Here is a 14847-nt window from a genome sequence, read left to right on the forward strand (position 1 = left end):
GACGCTAATACCACCCATTTTTCTGCCAGAAATACCAGGCTCCGCATGGGCTTCCGTAGCGGTTGCTCATATAAGAAAGCCCCCACCGCATCTGGGTGAGGGGGTTGGTGCGCCAGTCGGTGCCGGCGGATGCCATCTTGGAGCCGGGGAGTGCCTGGAAAAGGCCGTAGGCGCCGGAGCTTGAATTGACGGCCAGGTGATTCCAGCCGCTCTCGTGGTCGACCACCTTGCGCAGGCAGGAGTACTGGGCTGAGGAGAGCCGTGAGCGCGCGAAGGACTGGGCGCTGGACACGGTGGCGGTCTGGGCGGGCAGTGTGCGGCTCTGGGAGCGGGAGGTGCGCGGCGGGGTGCTGGGGCGCGTGGCCTCTGCGGCGGCCTTCGCTGCTGCGCGGCGCTCTGCGGCGGCCTTCGCTTGTGCTCGGTGCTCGGCGGCGGCCTTGGCCTTCTCTGCGCGGCGCTTGGCGGCGGCCTCGGCGGCGGCCTGGCGGTGCGCGTCGGCCTGGGCGGCTGCCTGGTGCTGAAGGGCCTCGGTGACCTTGAGGTGGCCGTCGACCAGGAGGAGGTCGAGGTTGGTCATCGAGGGGGTGAGCACGGGCTGTGGGGTGGGGCCGTCGGGCTTGGCATCGGCCGGCGCGACCAGGGAGGCGGTCGTCAGAAGCACGGCGGTGGCGACGGCGGCAGCGATTCGGAATGTGCGCCAGGGGATGTCGGGGAGCTTCGGGCGGGACACGGGATGGCCTTTCAACGGAGACAGGACCCCGGCCATCCGCTTGGCGTTCCGGCGTCCGTCACCCTAAAGGGCCGAAAAATGGTTCAGGTATCCGCTATACGGGCGGTCCGTACATCCGGTTGGTGGGCTTTTCGGGCGGGGTGGGGTAGGCGGGCGGGCGGGCCAGGCCGAGGAACCATCCGAAGGCGGGGCTGGCCTTGGTCTCCAGCAGCCGGAAGAGCCCGTAGTAGACGACAGCGAAGGCGGCGGTGAGACCGCCGGCGAGGGCCTGTTCGTCAATGTCGACGTAGATGCCGGCCAGGAGCGTGCCGAGCCAGCCGACGATGACCGGGACGGCGGTTCGCCACCAGGAGCAGACGAGGTCGTAGAACGTCATGGTTAGGCCGCTTTCTTTTCCAGAGCGGCGATGCGTACGCCTTGCGCCGCGACGAGCTTTTCAAGGGCTGCCACCCTCGACTCGATGGTGGGTGTGGGGGTGGGCGCCGGGGTGGAGGGGCTCCAGTTCGACGCGTGCGCGAGGCGCTCGGCGACGCGCATGCGGATGGCGGGCATGGTGAAGCCCACGGGGTCCGACTTCTGGTTGGACCACTCCAGGTGGCCGATGACGCTCTTGGAGCCCCAGCCGTGGGCGCGGCAGACGGCGGCCGTGGCGCGGACGATGGCCTCGATTTGCTTGGCCGGCCACGGGTCCTTGCCGTCGCCCATGTTTTCGCACTCGAAGCCGTACAGACGGCGGTTGCCGTCGACCGCTCCGGCGTCGCCCTGGCCGTAGCGCGGGGCTGGGGGCTTGGTGGCGTAGGACTCGTTGATGACCGCGTTGAGGACGTCGTTGTCTCCGCCGCCCGCGTGGTTGGCGCGTCCCATGCCGACGAGGTAGACGACCCCGTCTTTGCCGATGACGCCGTGGCATAGAGGGCCGGGCAGACCGGCGTAGCCGTCGCGGCAGATGCTGACGGTGCTCTGGGTGCCCTTGGTGACGGTGTGGTGGACCGTGATGCCGTTGACGGGTCCCCAGAGGCCCACGCTGTTGCGGTTGTGGGTGCGCCAGGAGCCGACCTCTACGACCGTGACTCCTTCGGCGCGTAGGGCGGCGAGGAAGGCGGCTGCGGTGAGGGGGGTGGCCATCAGTGCACCACCTCCGGCCAGGCCCACTGGCCCGGGTCCTCGCCTTCGGCGCGGCTGGTTGCCCAGTAGACGTCGTTGCCGTCGAGCTTCACCTGGAGGTTGACCAGGTCGCCGGACCAGACGCGGACGATGTCGGCCGGGAAGATCTGTCCTTCGGCGACGGTGTTGCCGACGTGGGCGATGGTGCCGTTTTCCTCGGCGTAGGCGCCGCTGGAGTAGGCGTCCTTGCGGCGTTTGTTGATCCGCTCCGCGTCGTATTCGGTGACGCGGTAGTGGACGGTCCGGCCGATGGTGGGTGAGGCCACTGTGCTCAACTTCCTTACGAGGCGGGGGTGGTGCCGGTGACAGCCGGGCTCGACTTGACGCCTTCGCCGACGGTGTTCACGGCGGCCACGGTGATGGAGTAGGCGGTGTCGGGCGTGAAGCCGGTGAGGGTCGTACCGGCGGCCGGGGCGGGGACGGTGGCCTTGAGGGTCGTACCGTCGTAGACCTTGTAGTTGGTCACGGCGGGCTGGGCGCCAGCAGGCGCGGTCCAGGCGACGTCCATGCCGGTGGTGGTCACGTTGGTGACGCCGACGCCGGTGGGGGCGCCGGGGACGGCGTTGGTCTTGCCGGTCAGAGCCGTCGACTTGACGCTTTCGCCGACGCTGTTGGTGGCGCTGACGGTGATGGAGTAGTTCTGGCCAGCGGTGTAGCCGGTGACCGTGCCCTCCGTGTTGGGGGCGAAGACGTCTGCCTTCTTGGTGGCGCCCTCGTAGAGCGAGTACTTGGTGACCGGCGGGTCCATGGTGATCGCGTTCCAGTGCACCGGAACGCTCGTGGTGGACACGGCTCCGTCGAGGGCCAGGCCGGTGGGTGCGACTGGGGCGGCCGGCACGGGGACGGTGCCTGCGAGCGCGTTGGAGGCCGGGCCGACACCGAGGGAGTTGCCGGCGACGACGGTGAACGAGTAAGCCTGGGCCGCCTGGTAGGAGAGCGTGACGTGCGGGGCGGTGCCGAGCGGGGCGTCGACCGTGGCGACCTTGCGGGTGCCGTCGTAGACCGCGTAGTACGTCGGTGAGCCGTTGACGGAGCCGATGGACGGCGCAACCAGGGTGAGTTTGACCTGGCCGCCGACGATCGGGGACACGGTGAGCGTGGGTGTGCCCGCCTTGCCCGGGGCGGCGGTGGCCGGGGGGATCTGGCTGCGCAGAACCGTGGAGAACGGGCCGGTGGCGGTGCCGTTGGCGTCCGTGCGTACCGCCCTCACCTTGAGGGCCAGGCGCTGGTCGGGGGTGGTGAAGTTGGGGGTGGTGAAGGTGACGGTCTGGCTCGTGCCGCCGGGCTGGTTGATCTCGCCGAGCTTGACGTCGCCCTCGTTGAGGCCGGGACGGGACAGATCCATGGGGACGTCGGTCTCGCGGGACGCGTTGTTGTAGACCTCGTACTTGGTGACGTTGAGCTGCTTGTTCCACCGCAGGGTGACGGCCCCGCCGCCGCTGGAGGTGATGACCGGCAGCGGGCCCCCGAACTGGAGGTCGTTCACGGGGCCGGGCGGGATGGTGTTGTGCTGCTGATCGAAACCGATGGCCGGAGTGGTGACGGTCAGCTCGTCGGAGGCCGGGCCGTACACGTTGTCGTCGTTGTACGCCTCGACCGTGATGGTGTACTCGGTCTCCGGCTCGATGCGCGTCCACTGCGGGTGTACGGGGTCGGTGCGGTCCCAGTAGCCGGTGACCAGCGCGTCGGTGTCTCCGCCGGGCACGATGACGTCGCCTTCGCCGACGACCGTGACGCGGTGGCCGGCGATGTAGATGTGGTCCAGGCCCCGGGAGCCGAGGTTGTACCCGCCGGCGTCGGGCAGCGGCGGCATGGGCGGCATCTGGGAGTGCGCCGCGATCTCACCGATGTTGGAGTGCCAGTAGAGCTGGATCTCGCGCGGCTGGACGCGGCCGGCGCCGGTGTCCTCGCCCTCGGCGGTCTTGTACCAGGTGGGCTTGGGCGGGACGACCATGTCGCCGTAGTCGGCAGGCCGCTCAGCCACGCGCTCCTCGGCGGTGCGCGGTGGATCGACGAGAGCGACCGGGCTGCCGGGCTCGGCCGTCAGCGCGGAGTTGGTCTCCAGGTTCCACTTTTCGTTAGCCATGGTCTTCTTCGCTTTCCGGGCGTGCCTTGCCGGCAACGGGCGGGATGAGGGTTTCGCGGGGAACCGGCGGCGGGTCGTCGGGAAGGTACTTGGCGATCAGCCGGAAAATGACGAGGCCGATAGCACTGACGAAGATGGACAGCATCTGCGCCGCAACGTCGCTCATGTTCATGGGCGCTCCCGCAGGTGACGAAGCCATGCCGAGAGCGCGGCGATGGAAATGCCCAGGAACGCGGCGACGTTGGCGAACTGCATCCACGGGGTGGCCGGCGAGTTGATCAGGGAGATCGAGGCGAACGCCAAGAGGTACGCGCCGAGATAACCCATCAGGCCCAGGCTCGATGTCTTGAGGGAGTAGACCATCGAGGCGAGGCCGAGGACGATGCCGAGGGTGGTGTAGGCGAGCGCGATGCAGTACGCGGTGCTGTCGACGTGGGAATCCACGACGCTAAAGGGCGTCGACCCCAGTGCCTTTTGCAGGGCAGCGGCAGCCGTGAAGATGCTGAGCCCGACGCCCAGGAGCTTCTTGGTTACTGCTGGCGGGTAGATGTACCCGCTGATGTGTCGTGTCACGTCAGATCCCGAGGTTGAAGTGGGGCGCGGGGGTGGCCACGTAGTTGGGGGTGGTCACGGCGCGGCCGTCCGGCGTGTGCTTGACGGGGTCCTCGTGGATGCCGTACCAGCGGTCGTCCAGGTCACGGCGCACGGCGTAGGTGGTGGCCTCGACCAGGCCGCCCCGGTCGGTGACGACCTTCTTGTAGGCGCCGTCGGTGAGGCCCTCGTTGAGATCCCCGGTGAGAGAGCGCTCGTTTGCGTAGCTCACTTCGTCCCACCCGCCTTCTTCTTCGCGGCCACCTTTTTCGCGGCCTTCTTCGTGGGCTTGGGTTGCGTCTTCTTACGGCGCAGCCACTTGAAATTGATCCGGGGGAGCCGCATTACTTGTCCCCCAGCTTTCTGACGGCGGGAGCGGCCCTCTTCTTCGAGGAGCCGGATGTCACGCCGGCGCCCATGGTTCGGGCGACGGAAACTCCCGCAGTGAATTCGGAGTTGGTGGACGGCGCCCTCGGGGCGTACGCGCCCTTGGTGCGCTGGTCCTGAAGGTTCGCCTTGCCGTGGGTGACGCCGGTGATGTTGTCGCCCCGGCCGGTTCGGCGGCGGTCGGTGGAACGGGTGGCCTTGGGCATGTCACATCACTCCCAGAGCGGGGTACGAGGTCGCGGAATAGCCGGACTGGCGCTGGCTGTAATCGACGCGGCTGCCGGGGTAGATGTCGTCCAGGCGCGCGATGTCGGCGATTCCGGGAATGTGCTGCCGGTATCCGAAACGGGGCGGAACCCGGCCGATGTTGGGGATCGGTGGTTTCATGCGGCGTACGGCGTCGGGCGGGAGGTCGGTCCACTCGCGCAGGTAGTTGGTGACCTGCTGCTCCTGGAGCGTCGACCACGGCCGGCGCGCGTAGAGGGAGTCCTGCTGAAGCACGGCGTCACCTCCAGGCCGGCTTGAAGCGCATGAGCTGCGCTCGCCGGGCTTCGTTGACGGCCGTGAATGGCGGGGTGACTTCCTGTGTGTAGACCCTTTGTGCGGTCGCGAAGCGTGCCTGGGTGGCGACGAGGGTCTCGGACTTGCCGTCGTTGACCAGGGGCGAGCCGACGAAGGAGCCGCGCTGGGTCCACTTCTCGCCGCGTGCCTGGGCTTCGAGGGCTGCGGTGGGGTTGACGTCGTCGGTCCAGTAGTAGTCCGCCGGGTCGATCCGCTCTCCCTTGTGCACGCCCCTTTGGTAACTGCGCTGGGTGGCGCGGTTGCCGATGGAGTTCAGGAGGCGATCCTGGCGGCGGGTGCCCGCGCCGATCGTCCCGAGGTAGCCGTCGGGGTACTCGGCGGACGGGACGTGGCCGGTCTCCATGAGACGGCGGGCGTCGAGGATGTCGCGGGCCCCGGTCATCAGGTAGCCGCCGGAGCCCCCGGTGTACGTCATTCCCCCGGCAACCGGCGCCTGGTAGGGCGGGTTGTAGGAGAGGTTGGCGTTCGCGCCTGCGCGGTTGGGGTAGCTCATGACTTGTTCCACCCCTGACTGGGCTTGTAGAGGGGGTTGCCGGAGCGAGCCGGGTCGGTGGCGACCTTGTTGACGGACTGGAAGGCGCGGGCGCCCAGGCCGATGGCCAGGCCGCCGTAGCGCGCGGTGCGTCCGGCCCAGGCCGGCGCCTGGGCGGCCGGGGCGCTGGGCGGTGCGGCGGGAGCAGGCGGCTGGTTGGGCGTGGACGGACCTGGGGACGAAGGTGCGGGGCTGGCCGGTGCGGGGCGGGCCGCTGCCGGGGTGGGTCCCGGCGGCGCTCCGAAGCGCTGGCCGGCGGCCCTGTAGGCGGCGCCGTTGATGGTCACCGGTGGCCGCGCCGACGACGGCGCAGAGGAGGCGGGGGCGGCGGGGCTGGGCCAGCGGGTCGGGCTGGGCCCGGCGGCCGAAGGGGAGGAGGGGCTGGCCGGGGAGGGGCCGAGCATGCTGATTTCCGGCTGGCTCCAGTTGCTCCGGGCCGGGCCCGACGCGGGCTGCGCAGCCTCCGGGGCGGGAGTAACGCGCTGGCCGCGCACGGCCGGGTTGCTCATGCCGGGAAGTGCGTGCTGGGAGGTGCGGAACTGAGAGGCGTTGAAGGTGGGAGCGGCAGGCCCCTGGGGGTTGCGGACCTCGTCGGCCTGGAAGAGGGACAACTGCTGGCCCTGCGGCCGGGGGGCCGGTGCGGGGGCCGGGTCCGGCTGCGGTGCGGGGGCGACGCGGTAGGAGCGCATGGCCTGGTCGCCGAACCCGCGAAAGGCAGGCTGGCGGAACTGGCGCGGGTTGAGATCGGCCATGTCACCTCCAGGTGGAATTGGCTCCGTACTCGAACTCGGTGAGGGCCGGGCGGCGGTCGAGCCCGGCGTTGAACGCGAACGAGGAATCGGCCTGCTGGTCCATGTCCGGGCGGCTGGGCGCCACGGCGAGGGAGCCGTTGGCGGCCGAGCCGGTCAGCGGCAGGGACGCGGTGCGGGGGCTGCTGGGGGAGGTGGCGCCAGTGCTCATGAGCGGGCCCACCCCAGGTCATCGGCGGGTGCCGGAGCCGGTGCCGAGGCGGGGGCTGCGTTGCTGCCGTTGTTCATGGCGCGGGCCGCAGCCGAGCCAAACTGCATGCCGGAGAGCACCCGGCTGCCGGTGCCGGCGGCCGAGCTGGTGCCCGCGCTGATGGCGCCCGAGCTGGCGGCCGAGGTCACGGCGGAGCGAGCAGCAGTACCGGTGACAGCGCCGACGGCCTCGGTCGCGGCTGCCCTGCCGAGCAGGCCAGCGATGAGCGGCAGCATGGGTCAGCCCGCCTTGTAGCCGGTCGAACCTCCGCTGCGGAAGTTCTCCTGCTCGCCGAAGGCCGAGCGCACCTGGCGGATGCTGGTCGTGGCGCAGCAGGGGCAGCCGGGACCGTGGTACGAGCGGGCGACGCTGACGACACCGGTCGGGCCGTAGGTCTCGGAGGCCGAGGTGGTGCGCTGGCTGCGGTTGGCCTTGTTCTTCACCGTGGGGTCGGTGCCCTTGGCGAGGCCGGAGCGGGACCGGGAGGTGCCGTTCGTCGGGCGGGCCCAGGTGACGCGGTGCGATTCGCTGCCCATCGTCGGGAATTCGCCGGTGCTCAGGCTGCTGACGACGTTGGTCTTGCCTCGGTTGGGCGGGGTCCAGTGCTGGCTCATGTTCTCCTCCGCGCGGCGGTCGGGGCCCTGGAGAGTCTGAACACGAGTGCTGTACGAATTGGGGGTGAGCGGGCCTGCTCTCGGGAGTTTAGGTCCCGGATTTTTGCGGCGAATATTTCACGAGCCCATGACGCGGATCGCGATGCCGAGGAGTTCCCCTTCCGGGGACTTGCTGCGGAAGAAGGTGATCTCTTCGGTGAGGCTCGTTCCGAACGAGGAGACGAAGCTCTGGGCGATGGGAATTGCCTTCACCGACTGGTTGATGGCACCGGCGCCCACGGCTTTCAGGACGACTTGATGGCCGGCCTTGATGGCGTGGGCGATGGCGGAGCCGAGTTCGGGCGGAGGCGTTGTCGACTTGACGCGGAACTCCTTCTCGGAGACAGCATCGGACTGAGTCTGCACGATGATTGCTCCCTGCATTTTGATGCGATGCAGGGAACGTAAGCGGCAGCAATTACTTCTGGTTATTCAGCCTTTTTTGCTGCGGGAAGGCTTGGGATTGCGGATGCCGTCGATGACTTCCTGCTGGAACTTCAGCTCGGGCGGCTGGGGATCGGCCAGGGCCTCGGCGATGCGGGCGAGCGTGTAGGCGTCGGCCGCGTCGTGGTTGCTGGCCTGGTGCTTCCAGCGCATGTAGACCGCCAGCAGCATCTTGTCCTTGTCGGCGCGGCCGGAGCCGGTCACGAACTTCTTCACGGTCGTCGGTGCGACGGCGTGGATGCGCCGGTCGATGTGGTCGGGGAAGACTTCGGCGAGAGCCAGCTTCATCGCGGCGCCCAGCTCGCCCAGCTCCTCGCGCCGGTACCGGGCGCCGTAGGCGTAGCCCTCGTAGCAGATGTGTGTGATCTGTCCGAGGACGCTGATCCGCTCGAAGTGCACGTACAACACGTGGTGCACGTACTGGATACGGTCAATGCCGGTGCCGGCCGCCTTGGGGGAGAAGTCATAGACGGTTTCCGTCGCGGTGCCGGAGGTGGCGTCGTAGCGCACGATCGCGCAGCCGGAGTAGGACTGGTCGATACCGATGGAGATGCGCGACATCAGACCCCCCAGCGGTGGGCGCGGGTTTCGGTGTCGCGGGAGTTCTGCCGGCGGGAGAGGTCGCGGGAGCAGAAGCTGGCGCGGGACTCCGCGTTCTTGTGGACCATCTCCAGGGCCTCGCACAGGCTGAGGGCTGCGACGTGCTTCTCCTCGTCGGCCTGGACCTGGGAGTCGGCGGCTGCGGCGGCTTTGCGGCCGGCGACGGTCTTCTCCATGGACGCGTTCAGGGAGGCGGTGGCCATGGAGTGGTTCAGGTTCTGCTTGAGGGACTTCTCGTTCGCGCGGGCCTCGACCAGGCGCATGGCCGCATACGCGGTCCACGAAACGAACTGGCCGTAGAGCGCCATGAGTTGCTGGTCGGTCAGCTCGGTGATGTCGCGCGGCAGAGCAGGGAGGTAGCCGTCAGGGCGCTCTTCCTTTTCGAAGCCCATTGCTTCGAGTTCGTCCCAGAGGCGTTCGGCGGCAGTGGTCACTTCTGCTCCTTGAATTCCAGGCACGAGGGGCAGCCGATACGGCCGTTGATGTTGCAGTGGGGTGCGACGTCGGCGTGAACGCAGTCGACGATTGCAGCGGCAGCTTCGATGAGCGGCTCGGAGAACTTCTCGTCGAAGGTGACGATGAATGACTTCGTTTCCTGGGTGGATTTGAAGTCGTAGAAGAAGATCGTGCGGTCGACTTCGAGATCCTCGAAATGCACGCTCAGGTACATGTAGAGCTGGACCTGGCGCACGGCAGAGGGAAGCGGCCGGCGGAAATCGCGCCATAGGCGGGTGAGGTCGGGCAGCTTCCCGAACTCGTCGGTTTCGACCGTGTAGCGCTCAAGAAATTCAGGGCGCTCGTAGCGCAAGCTGCCGAGCCCCAGGGTCTTGATCTCGATGAGCGCGTTGTCGTGGGGGCTGTAGCCGTCCGCCTTGCCTCCGATGCGGAGGGGGTGGGCGTTGAGGGGGACTTCGGCGTACTCGATGCACCGGCGGGAGGCGGAGCAGAGCTGGCAGCAGGTGGGCGTCTCGTCGTCCCAGAACACCTGGTCGCAGGCCAGGCAGTGCCAGTCACCTGCCAGGCGGCCCATCTCGGTGAGCCAGCGCTGCCACTTGGTGTGGGTCTCGTGCCCCTCCTGGAAGATGTTCTCCCGGGTGAAGCTGGTCTTCCTGCGGTCGGCCGGCTCGACTTCCAGGCGTAGGCGGTGGAACGCCGCGAGGTGGCACCAGTCCGGCTTCACCATCTCGCTCGGGTGGAGGACGTCCTGGCGCCGGCCGGAGGGCTTGAGGGCTTTCTCCAGGACGTGCTTTTGTACGTCCCCGTAGAGAGGCTCCACGCTCTTGGCCGCGTTCAGGTACTCGGTGAGCGCATGTCCGCCCTTTACGACGCGGCTGGCCACTGGGTCTCCTCGTTGCTCGGCGGTTCTGGTTCTCCCGGGGCGTGCCATATCCAGCGCTCGGGCATTCCGGGGTTGCGCATGCGCATATCCAGGCGGTCCTTGGCGGTCATGCCGCCCCAGATGCCGAAGTTCTCCTTGTTGAACATGGCGACGCGGAGGCATTCCGTACGGCGGGGGCAGATCCGGCCGTCGTAGGTTCCGTTGCAGATGTCGAGGGCGAGGGCTTCGTCCTCGAAGAACACGTCGCGATTGCGGGTCGGGGTGAGGGAACCGTCACGGCATTTCGCCTCCCCCCGGTGGTGTGTCTCGCTCCAGTTGGGTGCGTTGACGACGGCGCGAATTCCCATCACGTGTCCTCCTCGCGTTCAATGAGGCGCAGGAACGTTTCTCTGGAGAGGACGACCCAGGTGCGGCCTTGCATCTCGATGGCGAAAGCCATGTCGCGCAGGTCGAGGAGGGCGTTCTTCTCGGCATTGACCAGGTCGCGGTGGGTGAGGGAGAAGCGGGCGGCGGCCGTGGTCTTGCATTCGATGGACCACTGCTTGTTGCGGACGTCGTTCTTGACCGCCCAGCCATTTCCGCTACCGGCTACGGTGCTACCGCCGATGTCCTTGGCGAGCTTCTTCTCCTGGGTGCGGGAGGCTTTGATTCGGCGGTCCATCAGCCCTCGCTCGTGCGGATCGCGGCCATCACGTCGGCGCTGAGCTGCTGTTGGAGGTCGAGGTCTTCCCGCATGGCGCCGGCCATTTTCTTGTCGCCGTGCCACTGGTAGTCGCCGTACTTGTACCAACTGCCGTCGAGGCGAATGAGGCCGTGGTAGATGCCCTGCGTGATGAGCTGGGAGGCGAGGTCGTATTCACCCGCGTAGATCCCCGTCGAGCTGTTGGCGAAGTAGAAGCGGAGCGTGGCGACTTGCTGCGGGGCGGAGACCTTGGACTTGAGGGTCTTGACCTTGATGACCTGACCTACGCGTACCGATCCGCCAGCGGGCCGCTTCTCGTCGATCCACTCCGTGCGGGAGGTCTCCAAGCGCGTGTAGTACGCGTAGTTCTTGGCCTTGCCGCCCGGAGAGGTCTTGGGAGTGCCGCCGGCCGGTGCCCAGGCTCCGATCTGGTCGCGGAACTGGTTGACGATCAGCGCCAGGAGCGGCCGTTCCTGCTCGACGAGGGAGCGGCGGGTGGCCTGCCCCACCTTGCGGAAGAATTTCCCCGTGACCCGGGCCCCGCTCGCCATGGTCGACTCGTCCATGTCCTTGGCGTCCTCGTCGTCTGCGACCAGGGCCGGGTAGGAGTCGAGCACGATCGCGTCCACGGCCCGTGACTCGGCCGCCTTGATCATTTCCGTGTAGGCGTCTTCCATCGCGTTCGTCTCGAAAACAACGACGCGGTCAACATCGACCCCGAGAGTCATGGCCCACTCGTGGTCGTAGCCTTCTGCGGCGACCCAGAATGTCGTGAAGTCGGGATTCTGCTGCTGATTCGCTGCGATGGTTTTGTGGACGATGGTTGTCTTGCCTGACGATTCGGCGCCGAGGATCTCGTTCCACTGATTTCCGGGCCACCCTCCCCCGAGCATTACGTCGAGGGAGAGTGACCCGGAAGGGAATCGGGGAACGGCAGGCATCTTCGATGCGAGAACTACCGATCCGGCGCCGTACTTCTTGTTGATCCGCGCCATGAGAGCGCGGGTCTCATCACTGAGCGGCATCCCCAAACCGTATGAAACGGAAAAAATACCGCACAGGGCCAAATGGGTGGCCTATTTTTAGATGTCCTTACACCCGGCTGGCTCATCGTCGGTGCCGGGACAGACGTGCGTCCAAGCGGGTTCAGCACCGTCCGGACCGATGCTGGCCGCAGGAATGCGCGGCGTTTCCTTCGGTGCATCGCCCGGAGTGTCTCCGAAAGCAATCAGGTACAGGCCGACAGCGATAAGGCTGGCACCGACGATGAGAAGTACGGCACGCATGGGATCTCCTTGGACGAATTGGTGCCTGGTGGGGGGTCAGAGCCGGCCGATGATGGTCTGCGGGTTGTAGCCGCTGCCCTTGGCCTGGTGCAGCGAGACCCTCTGGGGCGCCGAGCTGTTGTTGGCGATGGCGACGCCCTGCGTGGAGTTCTGGACGGGCCACCCGCAGTCGAAGCACTGGGCCATGGCGTTGGGTGTGGGGCGCCAGTAGTGCTCGCCCTGGCAGGAGGGGCACCGCTCCGACTGCTTGGCGGACTGGGCGCGCTCGGTCTGGTACTCGCGCTGCACCTGCTGGGGGTCGTTCTGGGGCACGGTCGGAGGGGTCTCGGGCTGCACGTAGGTGGGGTGGGCCCACCACGGCGTGCCGGCCGGGGTGAGGCCGGCCTGCTGGCGGGGCTGAGGCTGGCCGCCCTGGGCCTCGCGGATCTTGTTCAGCCAGAAGTCACTGCTCATGAGTTGTCTCCGATTTCCAGCGTTCCGTTTTCCAGAAGGTGAGCGATAACGGCGGTACAGGCGGTACGGCTGACGAATAGGAACATCGCCTTCGAGCGTTCGTCGATGTCCTGTCCGCCGTCGCTCAGGTGGGTGAGTCGGCGCAGGACATCCGCCGCGACATCGGCGTGCGAAATAGCCTCGGCTGCCACTGGCAGGAACCGTTCGATGCGCCTGTGGGACTGGATGTGTTCGACCTCGTCCACATCGGGGCCGGCCGGGACCAGTCCGAGCAGTAGGCACACCTCGTCGAAATCGCTGCACGCGACAATGTCGCGGAGCATTCCTCGGAAGAGCGCGGGTGCTGAAGTCTCGATGTCGGGCATGGTTCCAGCCTAGGTCGGGGAATTATTTCGCTTCAGACCAGCGATCACAGATTTTTACGTCCGTGGTGACGGGTACGGAGAGGAGCTGCATTCCTTCGCCGGCCATTGCCTCGTGCAGAACCTTGGCGCCTTCTTCGGCGATATCGGCCGGGCACATCGCGGCGATTTCGTCGTGCACGGTGAGGAGGATCTGCATGTCCGGCAGCAGATTTTTGTGGAGGCGTGTCAAGGCGAGCTTGGTCATGTCGGCGTTGGAGCCCTGGATGTGGCTGTTGACGACCTGCCGTTCGGCCTTGGCGCGGCGGCCGTTGTCGTAGCTGAGCAGGTCGGGCAGGCGCCGCTTGCGGCCGAGGAGGGTACGCAGGTACGGATCCGGCCGACGAGAGCGGACCGTTCGCAGGAGCTTGCGCTTGTAGGCGTAGACCTCCGGGAACTGCTTCTCGTGGGTCGAGAGGATTTGCTTGGCGCGGCGCAGCGAGGTGTGCGACATGTCCGCCACCTTTTGGGGTCCTGCGCCGTAATTGATCGCGAAGGCAATAGCTTTGGCGACCTGGCGCATTTGCTTAGTGACGTCCTCGGGGGCGACACCGAAGACCGCGCTCGCGGTGGCCGTGTGGGCGTCGATGTTGTCCCAAAACCCTTGCCACAAAGCGCCCTTGCCTGCGAAGTGCGCCAAAATGCGCTGCTCGATCTGGGCGTAGTCCGCGACGAGGAGCTTGAAGCCCGGGATCGGGTCGACCAGGTCACGGATGGCTTTTCCCCACACCGTTTCGGCCCTCGGCCAGTTCTGCACATTGGGGGTTGAGCATGAGAAGCGGCCGGTAACGGTCCCGTATTGTTTGAGCATGGGGTGGATGCGACCGTTGAAGATCTGGGTGGGCTTATCCTCTTCCGGATTTCCCAAGTACCCCTCCACGTAGGTGGAGAGAATTTTGCTGACGTCCTGGTAGCCGAGAAGGGCGCTGACGAAATCGTTGCGGCCTTTGTAGGGTTCCAGGGCTTCGGCGTCCGTGGACGGGGCGCCTTTCTTGGTCAGCTTCCGAGGCTTGAGACCCTGCTCCTCATAGAGGATCTTCTGCTTTTGCGGTGTGGAGTTGATGTTGAAAACCTTGCCGGCGGCCCTGTAGACCTCGGCTTCGGCGTGCTCCATCTCGCCGCGCAGGCGGGTGCGCAGTTCCTTGAGGGCGCTGATGTCGACGGGGACGCCCTTGCCCATGTGGAGCAGACAGTGCAAGACGTCCATCTCCAGGGCCCACATGTCCTCCAGGCCCTCGGCCGTGATCTTCGGCCGCATGTCCTTCCACTGGAGCCAGGTGGTGCGGCCGTCGAGCCACGCGTACTCCTGGACCTGGCCGAAGGGGTGTTTCTCGACGCACTTTCCGGTGTCGTCGTGGTCGTAGTCGAGGTTGTACCGCTCGCGGTCGAGAGCCTTGAGCCCGATGAGCCTGTTCTCGTTGAGCATCCACGCGGCGACGATGGTGTCCCCATAGGGCGGGGGCGGAAATCCACGGTCCGGGAAGTACTTGGCGACGCTCAACAGGTCGAAAGGGGCGTTGTGGGCGACCTTGGTGCGGTCGGAGAAGAAGAGGTTCTCCAGCGCGCCGAAGACCTGGCTGGGGCGAAGCTGCTTGGGGGGCTCGTCGAACAGCGCCGGGAGGTGCTCCCACTCGCCGGTCTGCTTGTTTTTCCTGCGTGTGGCTTTCCGCAGGAGGTTGTAGCCGTTGGGGTGGCCGAGCGGAATGACCGAGCATGCGCCGTCGGTGGACAGGGAAAGCCAGGTGACTTCGTTGACGGCCGGCACGCCCCGGTGCGGCCCAGAGGTTTCGACGTCGAATGCGAACCCGTCGCGCGCCTCGAAGTACTCGATGACGTCATGGAGTTGGTCGGTCGTGGTGACGAGCTGGTGCACGGAACGTCCCCTGGAGTCGAGAAGCGGCCCGCCCCGGGGTGTGGG

General features: G+C 67.1%; 26 protein-coding genes. 1 reads left to right on the forward strand and 25 read right to left on the reverse strand.

Annotated elements, in window-relative coordinates; all coding sequences use genetic code 11:
- Positions 1 to 4: 4 nt before the first annotated feature.
- The 13 genes from OHA64_RS26820 to OHA64_RS26880 form a co-directional block, all read right to left on the reverse strand.
- Entirely contained in the window at positions 5 to 730 is a 726-nt protein-coding gene (locus OHA64_RS26820; protein ID WP_328749246.1) for a transglycosylase SLT domain-containing protein, read from the reverse strand.
- 94 nt (positions 731 to 824) lie between these two features.
- Positions 825 to 1106: a hypothetical protein gene (locus tag OHA64_RS26825; RefSeq protein ID WP_328749247.1), complete on the reverse strand. Its 282-nt coding sequence runs from the start codon at positions 1104 to 1106 to the stop codon at positions 825 to 827.
- Between the two features lie 2 nt (positions 1107 to 1108).
- Positions 1109 to 1855 (reverse strand): N-acetylmuramoyl-L-alanine amidase, encoded by a 747-nt coding sequence (locus OHA64_RS26830; protein WP_328749248.1) that lies wholly within the window; start codon positions 1853 to 1855, stop codon positions 1109 to 1111.
- Positions 1855 to 2160 (reverse strand): hypothetical protein, encoded by a 306-nt coding sequence (locus tag OHA64_RS26835; RefSeq protein ID WP_328749249.1) that lies wholly within the window; start codon positions 2158 to 2160, stop codon positions 1855 to 1857. The genes OHA64_RS26830 and OHA64_RS26835 overlap by 1 nt, the downstream gene beginning before the upstream one ends.
- A 14-nt stretch (positions 2161 to 2174) precedes the next feature.
- Complete coding sequence (locus OHA64_RS26840) at positions 2175 to 3980, reverse strand: fibronectin type III domain-containing protein (RefSeq protein ID WP_328749250.1); 1806 nt, start codon at positions 3978 to 3980, stop codon at positions 2175 to 2177.
- The gene (locus OHA64_RS26845) at positions 3973 to 4152 is read right to left on the reverse strand and encodes a hypothetical protein (protein WP_328749251.1); all 180 of its coding nucleotides are present in this window, start codon (positions 4150 to 4152) and stop codon (positions 3973 to 3975) included. The genes OHA64_RS26840 and OHA64_RS26845 overlap by 8 nt, the downstream gene beginning before the upstream one ends.
- Entirely contained in the window at positions 4149 to 4553 is a 405-nt protein-coding gene (locus tag OHA64_RS26850) for a hypothetical protein (RefSeq protein ID WP_328749252.1), read from the reverse strand. Before OHA64_RS26850 ends, OHA64_RS26845 begins: the two co-directional genes overlap by 4 nt.
- Position 4554: 1 nt before the next feature.
- A complete protein-coding gene (locus OHA64_RS26855) occupies positions 4555 to 4803 on the reverse strand; it encodes a hypothetical protein (RefSeq protein WP_328749253.1) in 249 nt (82 codons plus the stop codon).
- 112 nt (positions 4804 to 4915) lie between these two features.
- Entirely contained in the window at positions 4916 to 5164 is a 249-nt protein-coding gene (locus tag OHA64_RS26860) for a hypothetical protein (RefSeq protein WP_328749254.1), read from the reverse strand.
- Position 5165: 1 nt separating this feature from the next.
- Positions 5166 to 5459, reverse strand: coding sequence for a hypothetical protein (locus tag OHA64_RS26865; RefSeq protein ID WP_328749256.1), 294 nt, complete (start codon positions 5457 to 5459; stop codon positions 5166 to 5168).
- A 4-nt stretch (positions 5460 to 5463) separates the two neighbouring features.
- Entirely contained in the window at positions 5464 to 6033 is a 570-nt protein-coding gene (locus OHA64_RS26870; protein ID WP_328749257.1) for a hypothetical protein, read from the reverse strand.
- Positions 6030 to 6824 (reverse strand): hypothetical protein, encoded by a 795-nt coding sequence (locus OHA64_RS26875; protein WP_328749258.1) that lies wholly within the window; start codon positions 6822 to 6824, stop codon positions 6030 to 6032. The genes OHA64_RS26870 and OHA64_RS26875 overlap by 4 nt, the downstream gene beginning before the upstream one ends.
- Before the next feature lies 1 nt (position 6825).
- Complete coding sequence (locus OHA64_RS26880; RefSeq protein WP_328749259.1) at positions 6826 to 7032, reverse strand: hypothetical protein; 207 nt, start codon at positions 7030 to 7032, stop codon at positions 6826 to 6828.
- Between the two features lie 105 nt (positions 7033 to 7137).
- On the opposite strand from OHA64_RS26880, the gene OHA64_RS26885 reads away from it, so the two are divergent.
- Positions 7138 to 7326, forward strand: coding sequence for a hypothetical protein (locus tag OHA64_RS26885; protein ID WP_328749260.1), 189 nt, complete (start codon positions 7138 to 7140; stop codon positions 7324 to 7326).
- Here the strand turns inward: OHA64_RS26885 and OHA64_RS26890 are convergent.
- The 12 genes from OHA64_RS26890 to OHA64_RS26945 form a co-directional block, all read right to left on the reverse strand.
- Complete coding sequence (locus OHA64_RS26890) at positions 7311 to 7685, reverse strand: hypothetical protein (protein ID WP_328749261.1); 375 nt, start codon at positions 7683 to 7685, stop codon at positions 7311 to 7313. The two genes, OHA64_RS26885 and OHA64_RS26890, sit on opposite strands and share 16 nt — an antisense overlap.
- A gap of 117 nt (positions 7686 to 7802) precedes the next feature.
- Complete coding sequence (locus OHA64_RS26895; protein WP_328749262.1) at positions 7803 to 8090, reverse strand: stage V sporulation protein S; 288 nt, start codon at positions 8088 to 8090, stop codon at positions 7803 to 7805.
- Between the two features lie 66 nt (positions 8091 to 8156).
- The gene (locus tag OHA64_RS26900; protein ID WP_328749263.1) at positions 8157 to 8729 is read right to left on the reverse strand and encodes a hypothetical protein; all 573 of its coding nucleotides are present in this window, start codon (positions 8727 to 8729) and stop codon (positions 8157 to 8159) included.
- The gene (locus OHA64_RS26905) at positions 8729 to 9202 is read right to left on the reverse strand and encodes a hypothetical protein (protein ID WP_328749264.1); all 474 of its coding nucleotides are present in this window, start codon (positions 9200 to 9202) and stop codon (positions 8729 to 8731) included. Before OHA64_RS26905 ends, OHA64_RS26900 begins: the two co-directional genes overlap by 1 nt.
- The gene (locus tag OHA64_RS26910; protein ID WP_328749265.1) at positions 9199 to 10107 is read right to left on the reverse strand and encodes a hypothetical protein; all 909 of its coding nucleotides are present in this window, start codon (positions 10105 to 10107) and stop codon (positions 9199 to 9201) included. The genes OHA64_RS26905 and OHA64_RS26910 overlap by 4 nt, the downstream gene beginning before the upstream one ends.
- Positions 10089 to 10454, reverse strand: coding sequence for a WhiB family transcriptional regulator (locus tag OHA64_RS26915; protein WP_328749266.1), 366 nt, complete (start codon positions 10452 to 10454; stop codon positions 10089 to 10091). Before OHA64_RS26915 ends, OHA64_RS26910 begins: the two co-directional genes overlap by 19 nt.
- Positions 10454 to 10768 carry a hypothetical protein gene (locus OHA64_RS26920; RefSeq protein WP_328749267.1) on the reverse strand — a complete coding sequence of 105 codons (315 nt, stop codon included), beginning with the start codon at positions 10766 to 10768 and terminating at the stop codon, positions 10454 to 10456. The genes OHA64_RS26915 and OHA64_RS26920 overlap by 1 nt, the downstream gene beginning before the upstream one ends.
- Positions 10768 to 11814 carry a hypothetical protein gene (locus OHA64_RS26925; protein WP_328749268.1) on the reverse strand — a complete coding sequence of 349 codons (1047 nt, stop codon included), beginning with the start codon at positions 11812 to 11814 and terminating at the stop codon, positions 10768 to 10770. The genes OHA64_RS26920 and OHA64_RS26925 overlap by 1 nt, the downstream gene beginning before the upstream one ends.
- 57 nt (positions 11815 to 11871) lie before the next feature.
- Positions 11872 to 12075, reverse strand: a complete 204-nt coding sequence (locus OHA64_RS26930; RefSeq protein WP_328749269.1) for a hypothetical protein — start codon at positions 12073 to 12075, stop codon at positions 11872 to 11874.
- Positions 12076 to 12111: 36 nt separating this feature from the next.
- Positions 12112 to 12528, reverse strand: a complete 417-nt coding sequence (locus tag OHA64_RS26935; protein ID WP_328749271.1) for a hypothetical protein — start codon at positions 12526 to 12528, stop codon at positions 12112 to 12114.
- Positions 12525 to 12893, reverse strand: a complete 369-nt coding sequence (locus tag OHA64_RS26940) for a hypothetical protein (protein WP_328749272.1) — start codon at positions 12891 to 12893, stop codon at positions 12525 to 12527. The genes OHA64_RS26935 and OHA64_RS26940 overlap by 4 nt, the downstream gene beginning before the upstream one ends.
- A gap of 22 nt (positions 12894 to 12915) precedes the next feature.
- Positions 12916 to 14802 carry a DNA polymerase gene (locus OHA64_RS26945; protein ID WP_328749273.1) on the reverse strand — a complete coding sequence of 629 codons (1887 nt, stop codon included), beginning with the start codon at positions 14800 to 14802 and terminating at the stop codon, positions 12916 to 12918.
- Between the last annotated feature and the right edge of the window lie 45 nt (positions 14803 to 14847).

This window comes from Streptomyces sp. NBC_00076 (assembly GCF_045041235.1).
Taxonomy (GTDB): Bacteria; Actinomycetota; Actinomycetes; order Streptomycetales; family Streptomycetaceae; genus Streptomyces.

What these genes read in the sequence shown, in the direction of transcription:
- OHA64_RS26825 (WP_328749247.1), bottom strand. Translation starts at nt 1,106, where the DNA reads ATGACGTTCTACGACCTCGTCTGCTCCTGGTGGCGAACCGCCGTCCCG.
- OHA64_RS26830 (WP_328749248.1), bottom strand. Translation starts at nt 1,855, where the DNA reads ATGGCCACCCCCCTCACCGCAGCCGCCTTCCTCGCCGCCCTACGCGCC.
- OHA64_RS26840 (WP_328749250.1), bottom strand. Translation starts at nt 3,980, where the DNA reads ATGGCTAACGAAAAGTGGAACCTGGAGACCAACTCCGCGCTGACGGCC.
- OHA64_RS26845 (WP_328749251.1), bottom strand. Translation starts at nt 4,152, where the DNA reads ATGAACATGAGCGACGTTGCGGCGCAGATGCTGTCCATCTTCGTCAGT.
- OHA64_RS26860 (WP_328749254.1), bottom strand. Translation starts at nt 5,164, where the DNA reads ATGCCCAAGGCCACCCGTTCCACCGACCGCCGCCGAACCGGCCGGGGC.
- OHA64_RS26870 (WP_328749257.1), bottom strand. Translation starts at nt 6,033, where the DNA reads ATGAGCTACCCCAACCGCGCAGGCGCGAACGCCAACCTCTCCTACAAC.
- OHA64_RS26875 (WP_328749258.1), bottom strand. Translation starts at nt 6,824, where the DNA reads ATGGCCGATCTCAACCCGCGCCAGTTCCGCCAGCCTGCCTTTCGCGGG.
- OHA64_RS26880 (WP_328749259.1), bottom strand. Translation starts at nt 7,032, where the DNA reads ATGAGCACTGGCGCCACCTCCCCCAGCAGCCCCCGCACCGCGTCCCTG.
- OHA64_RS26885 (WP_328749260.1), top strand. Translation starts at nt 7,138, where the DNA reads ATGCCGGAGAGCACCCGGCTGCCGGTGCCGGCGGCCGAGCTGGTGCCC.
- OHA64_RS26890 (WP_328749261.1), bottom strand. Translation starts at nt 7,685, where the DNA reads ATGAGCCAGCACTGGACCCCGCCCAACCGAGGCAAGACCAACGTCGTC.
- OHA64_RS26900 (WP_328749263.1), bottom strand. Translation starts at nt 8,729, where the DNA reads ATGTCGCGCATCTCCATCGGTATCGACCAGTCCTACTCCGGCTGCGCG.
- OHA64_RS26915 (WP_328749266.1), bottom strand. Translation starts at nt 10,454, where the DNA reads ATGGGAATTCGCGCCGTCGTCAACGCACCCAACTGGAGCGAGACACAC.
- OHA64_RS26920 (WP_328749267.1), bottom strand. Translation starts at nt 10,768, where the DNA reads ATGGACCGCCGAATCAAAGCCTCCCGCACCCAGGAGAAGAAGCTCGCC.
- OHA64_RS26925 (WP_328749268.1), bottom strand. Translation starts at nt 11,814, where the DNA reads ATGCCGCTCAGTGATGAGACCCGCGCTCTCATGGCGCGGATCAACAAG.
- OHA64_RS26930 (WP_328749269.1), bottom strand. Translation starts at nt 12,075, where the DNA reads ATGCGTGCCGTACTTCTCATCGTCGGTGCCAGCCTTATCGCTGTCGGC.
- OHA64_RS26935 (WP_328749271.1), bottom strand. Translation starts at nt 12,528, where the DNA reads ATGAGCAGTGACTTCTGGCTGAACAAGATCCGCGAGGCCCAGGGCGGC.
- OHA64_RS26940 (WP_328749272.1), bottom strand. Translation starts at nt 12,893, where the DNA reads ATGCCCGACATCGAGACTTCAGCACCCGCGCTCTTCCGAGGAATGCTC.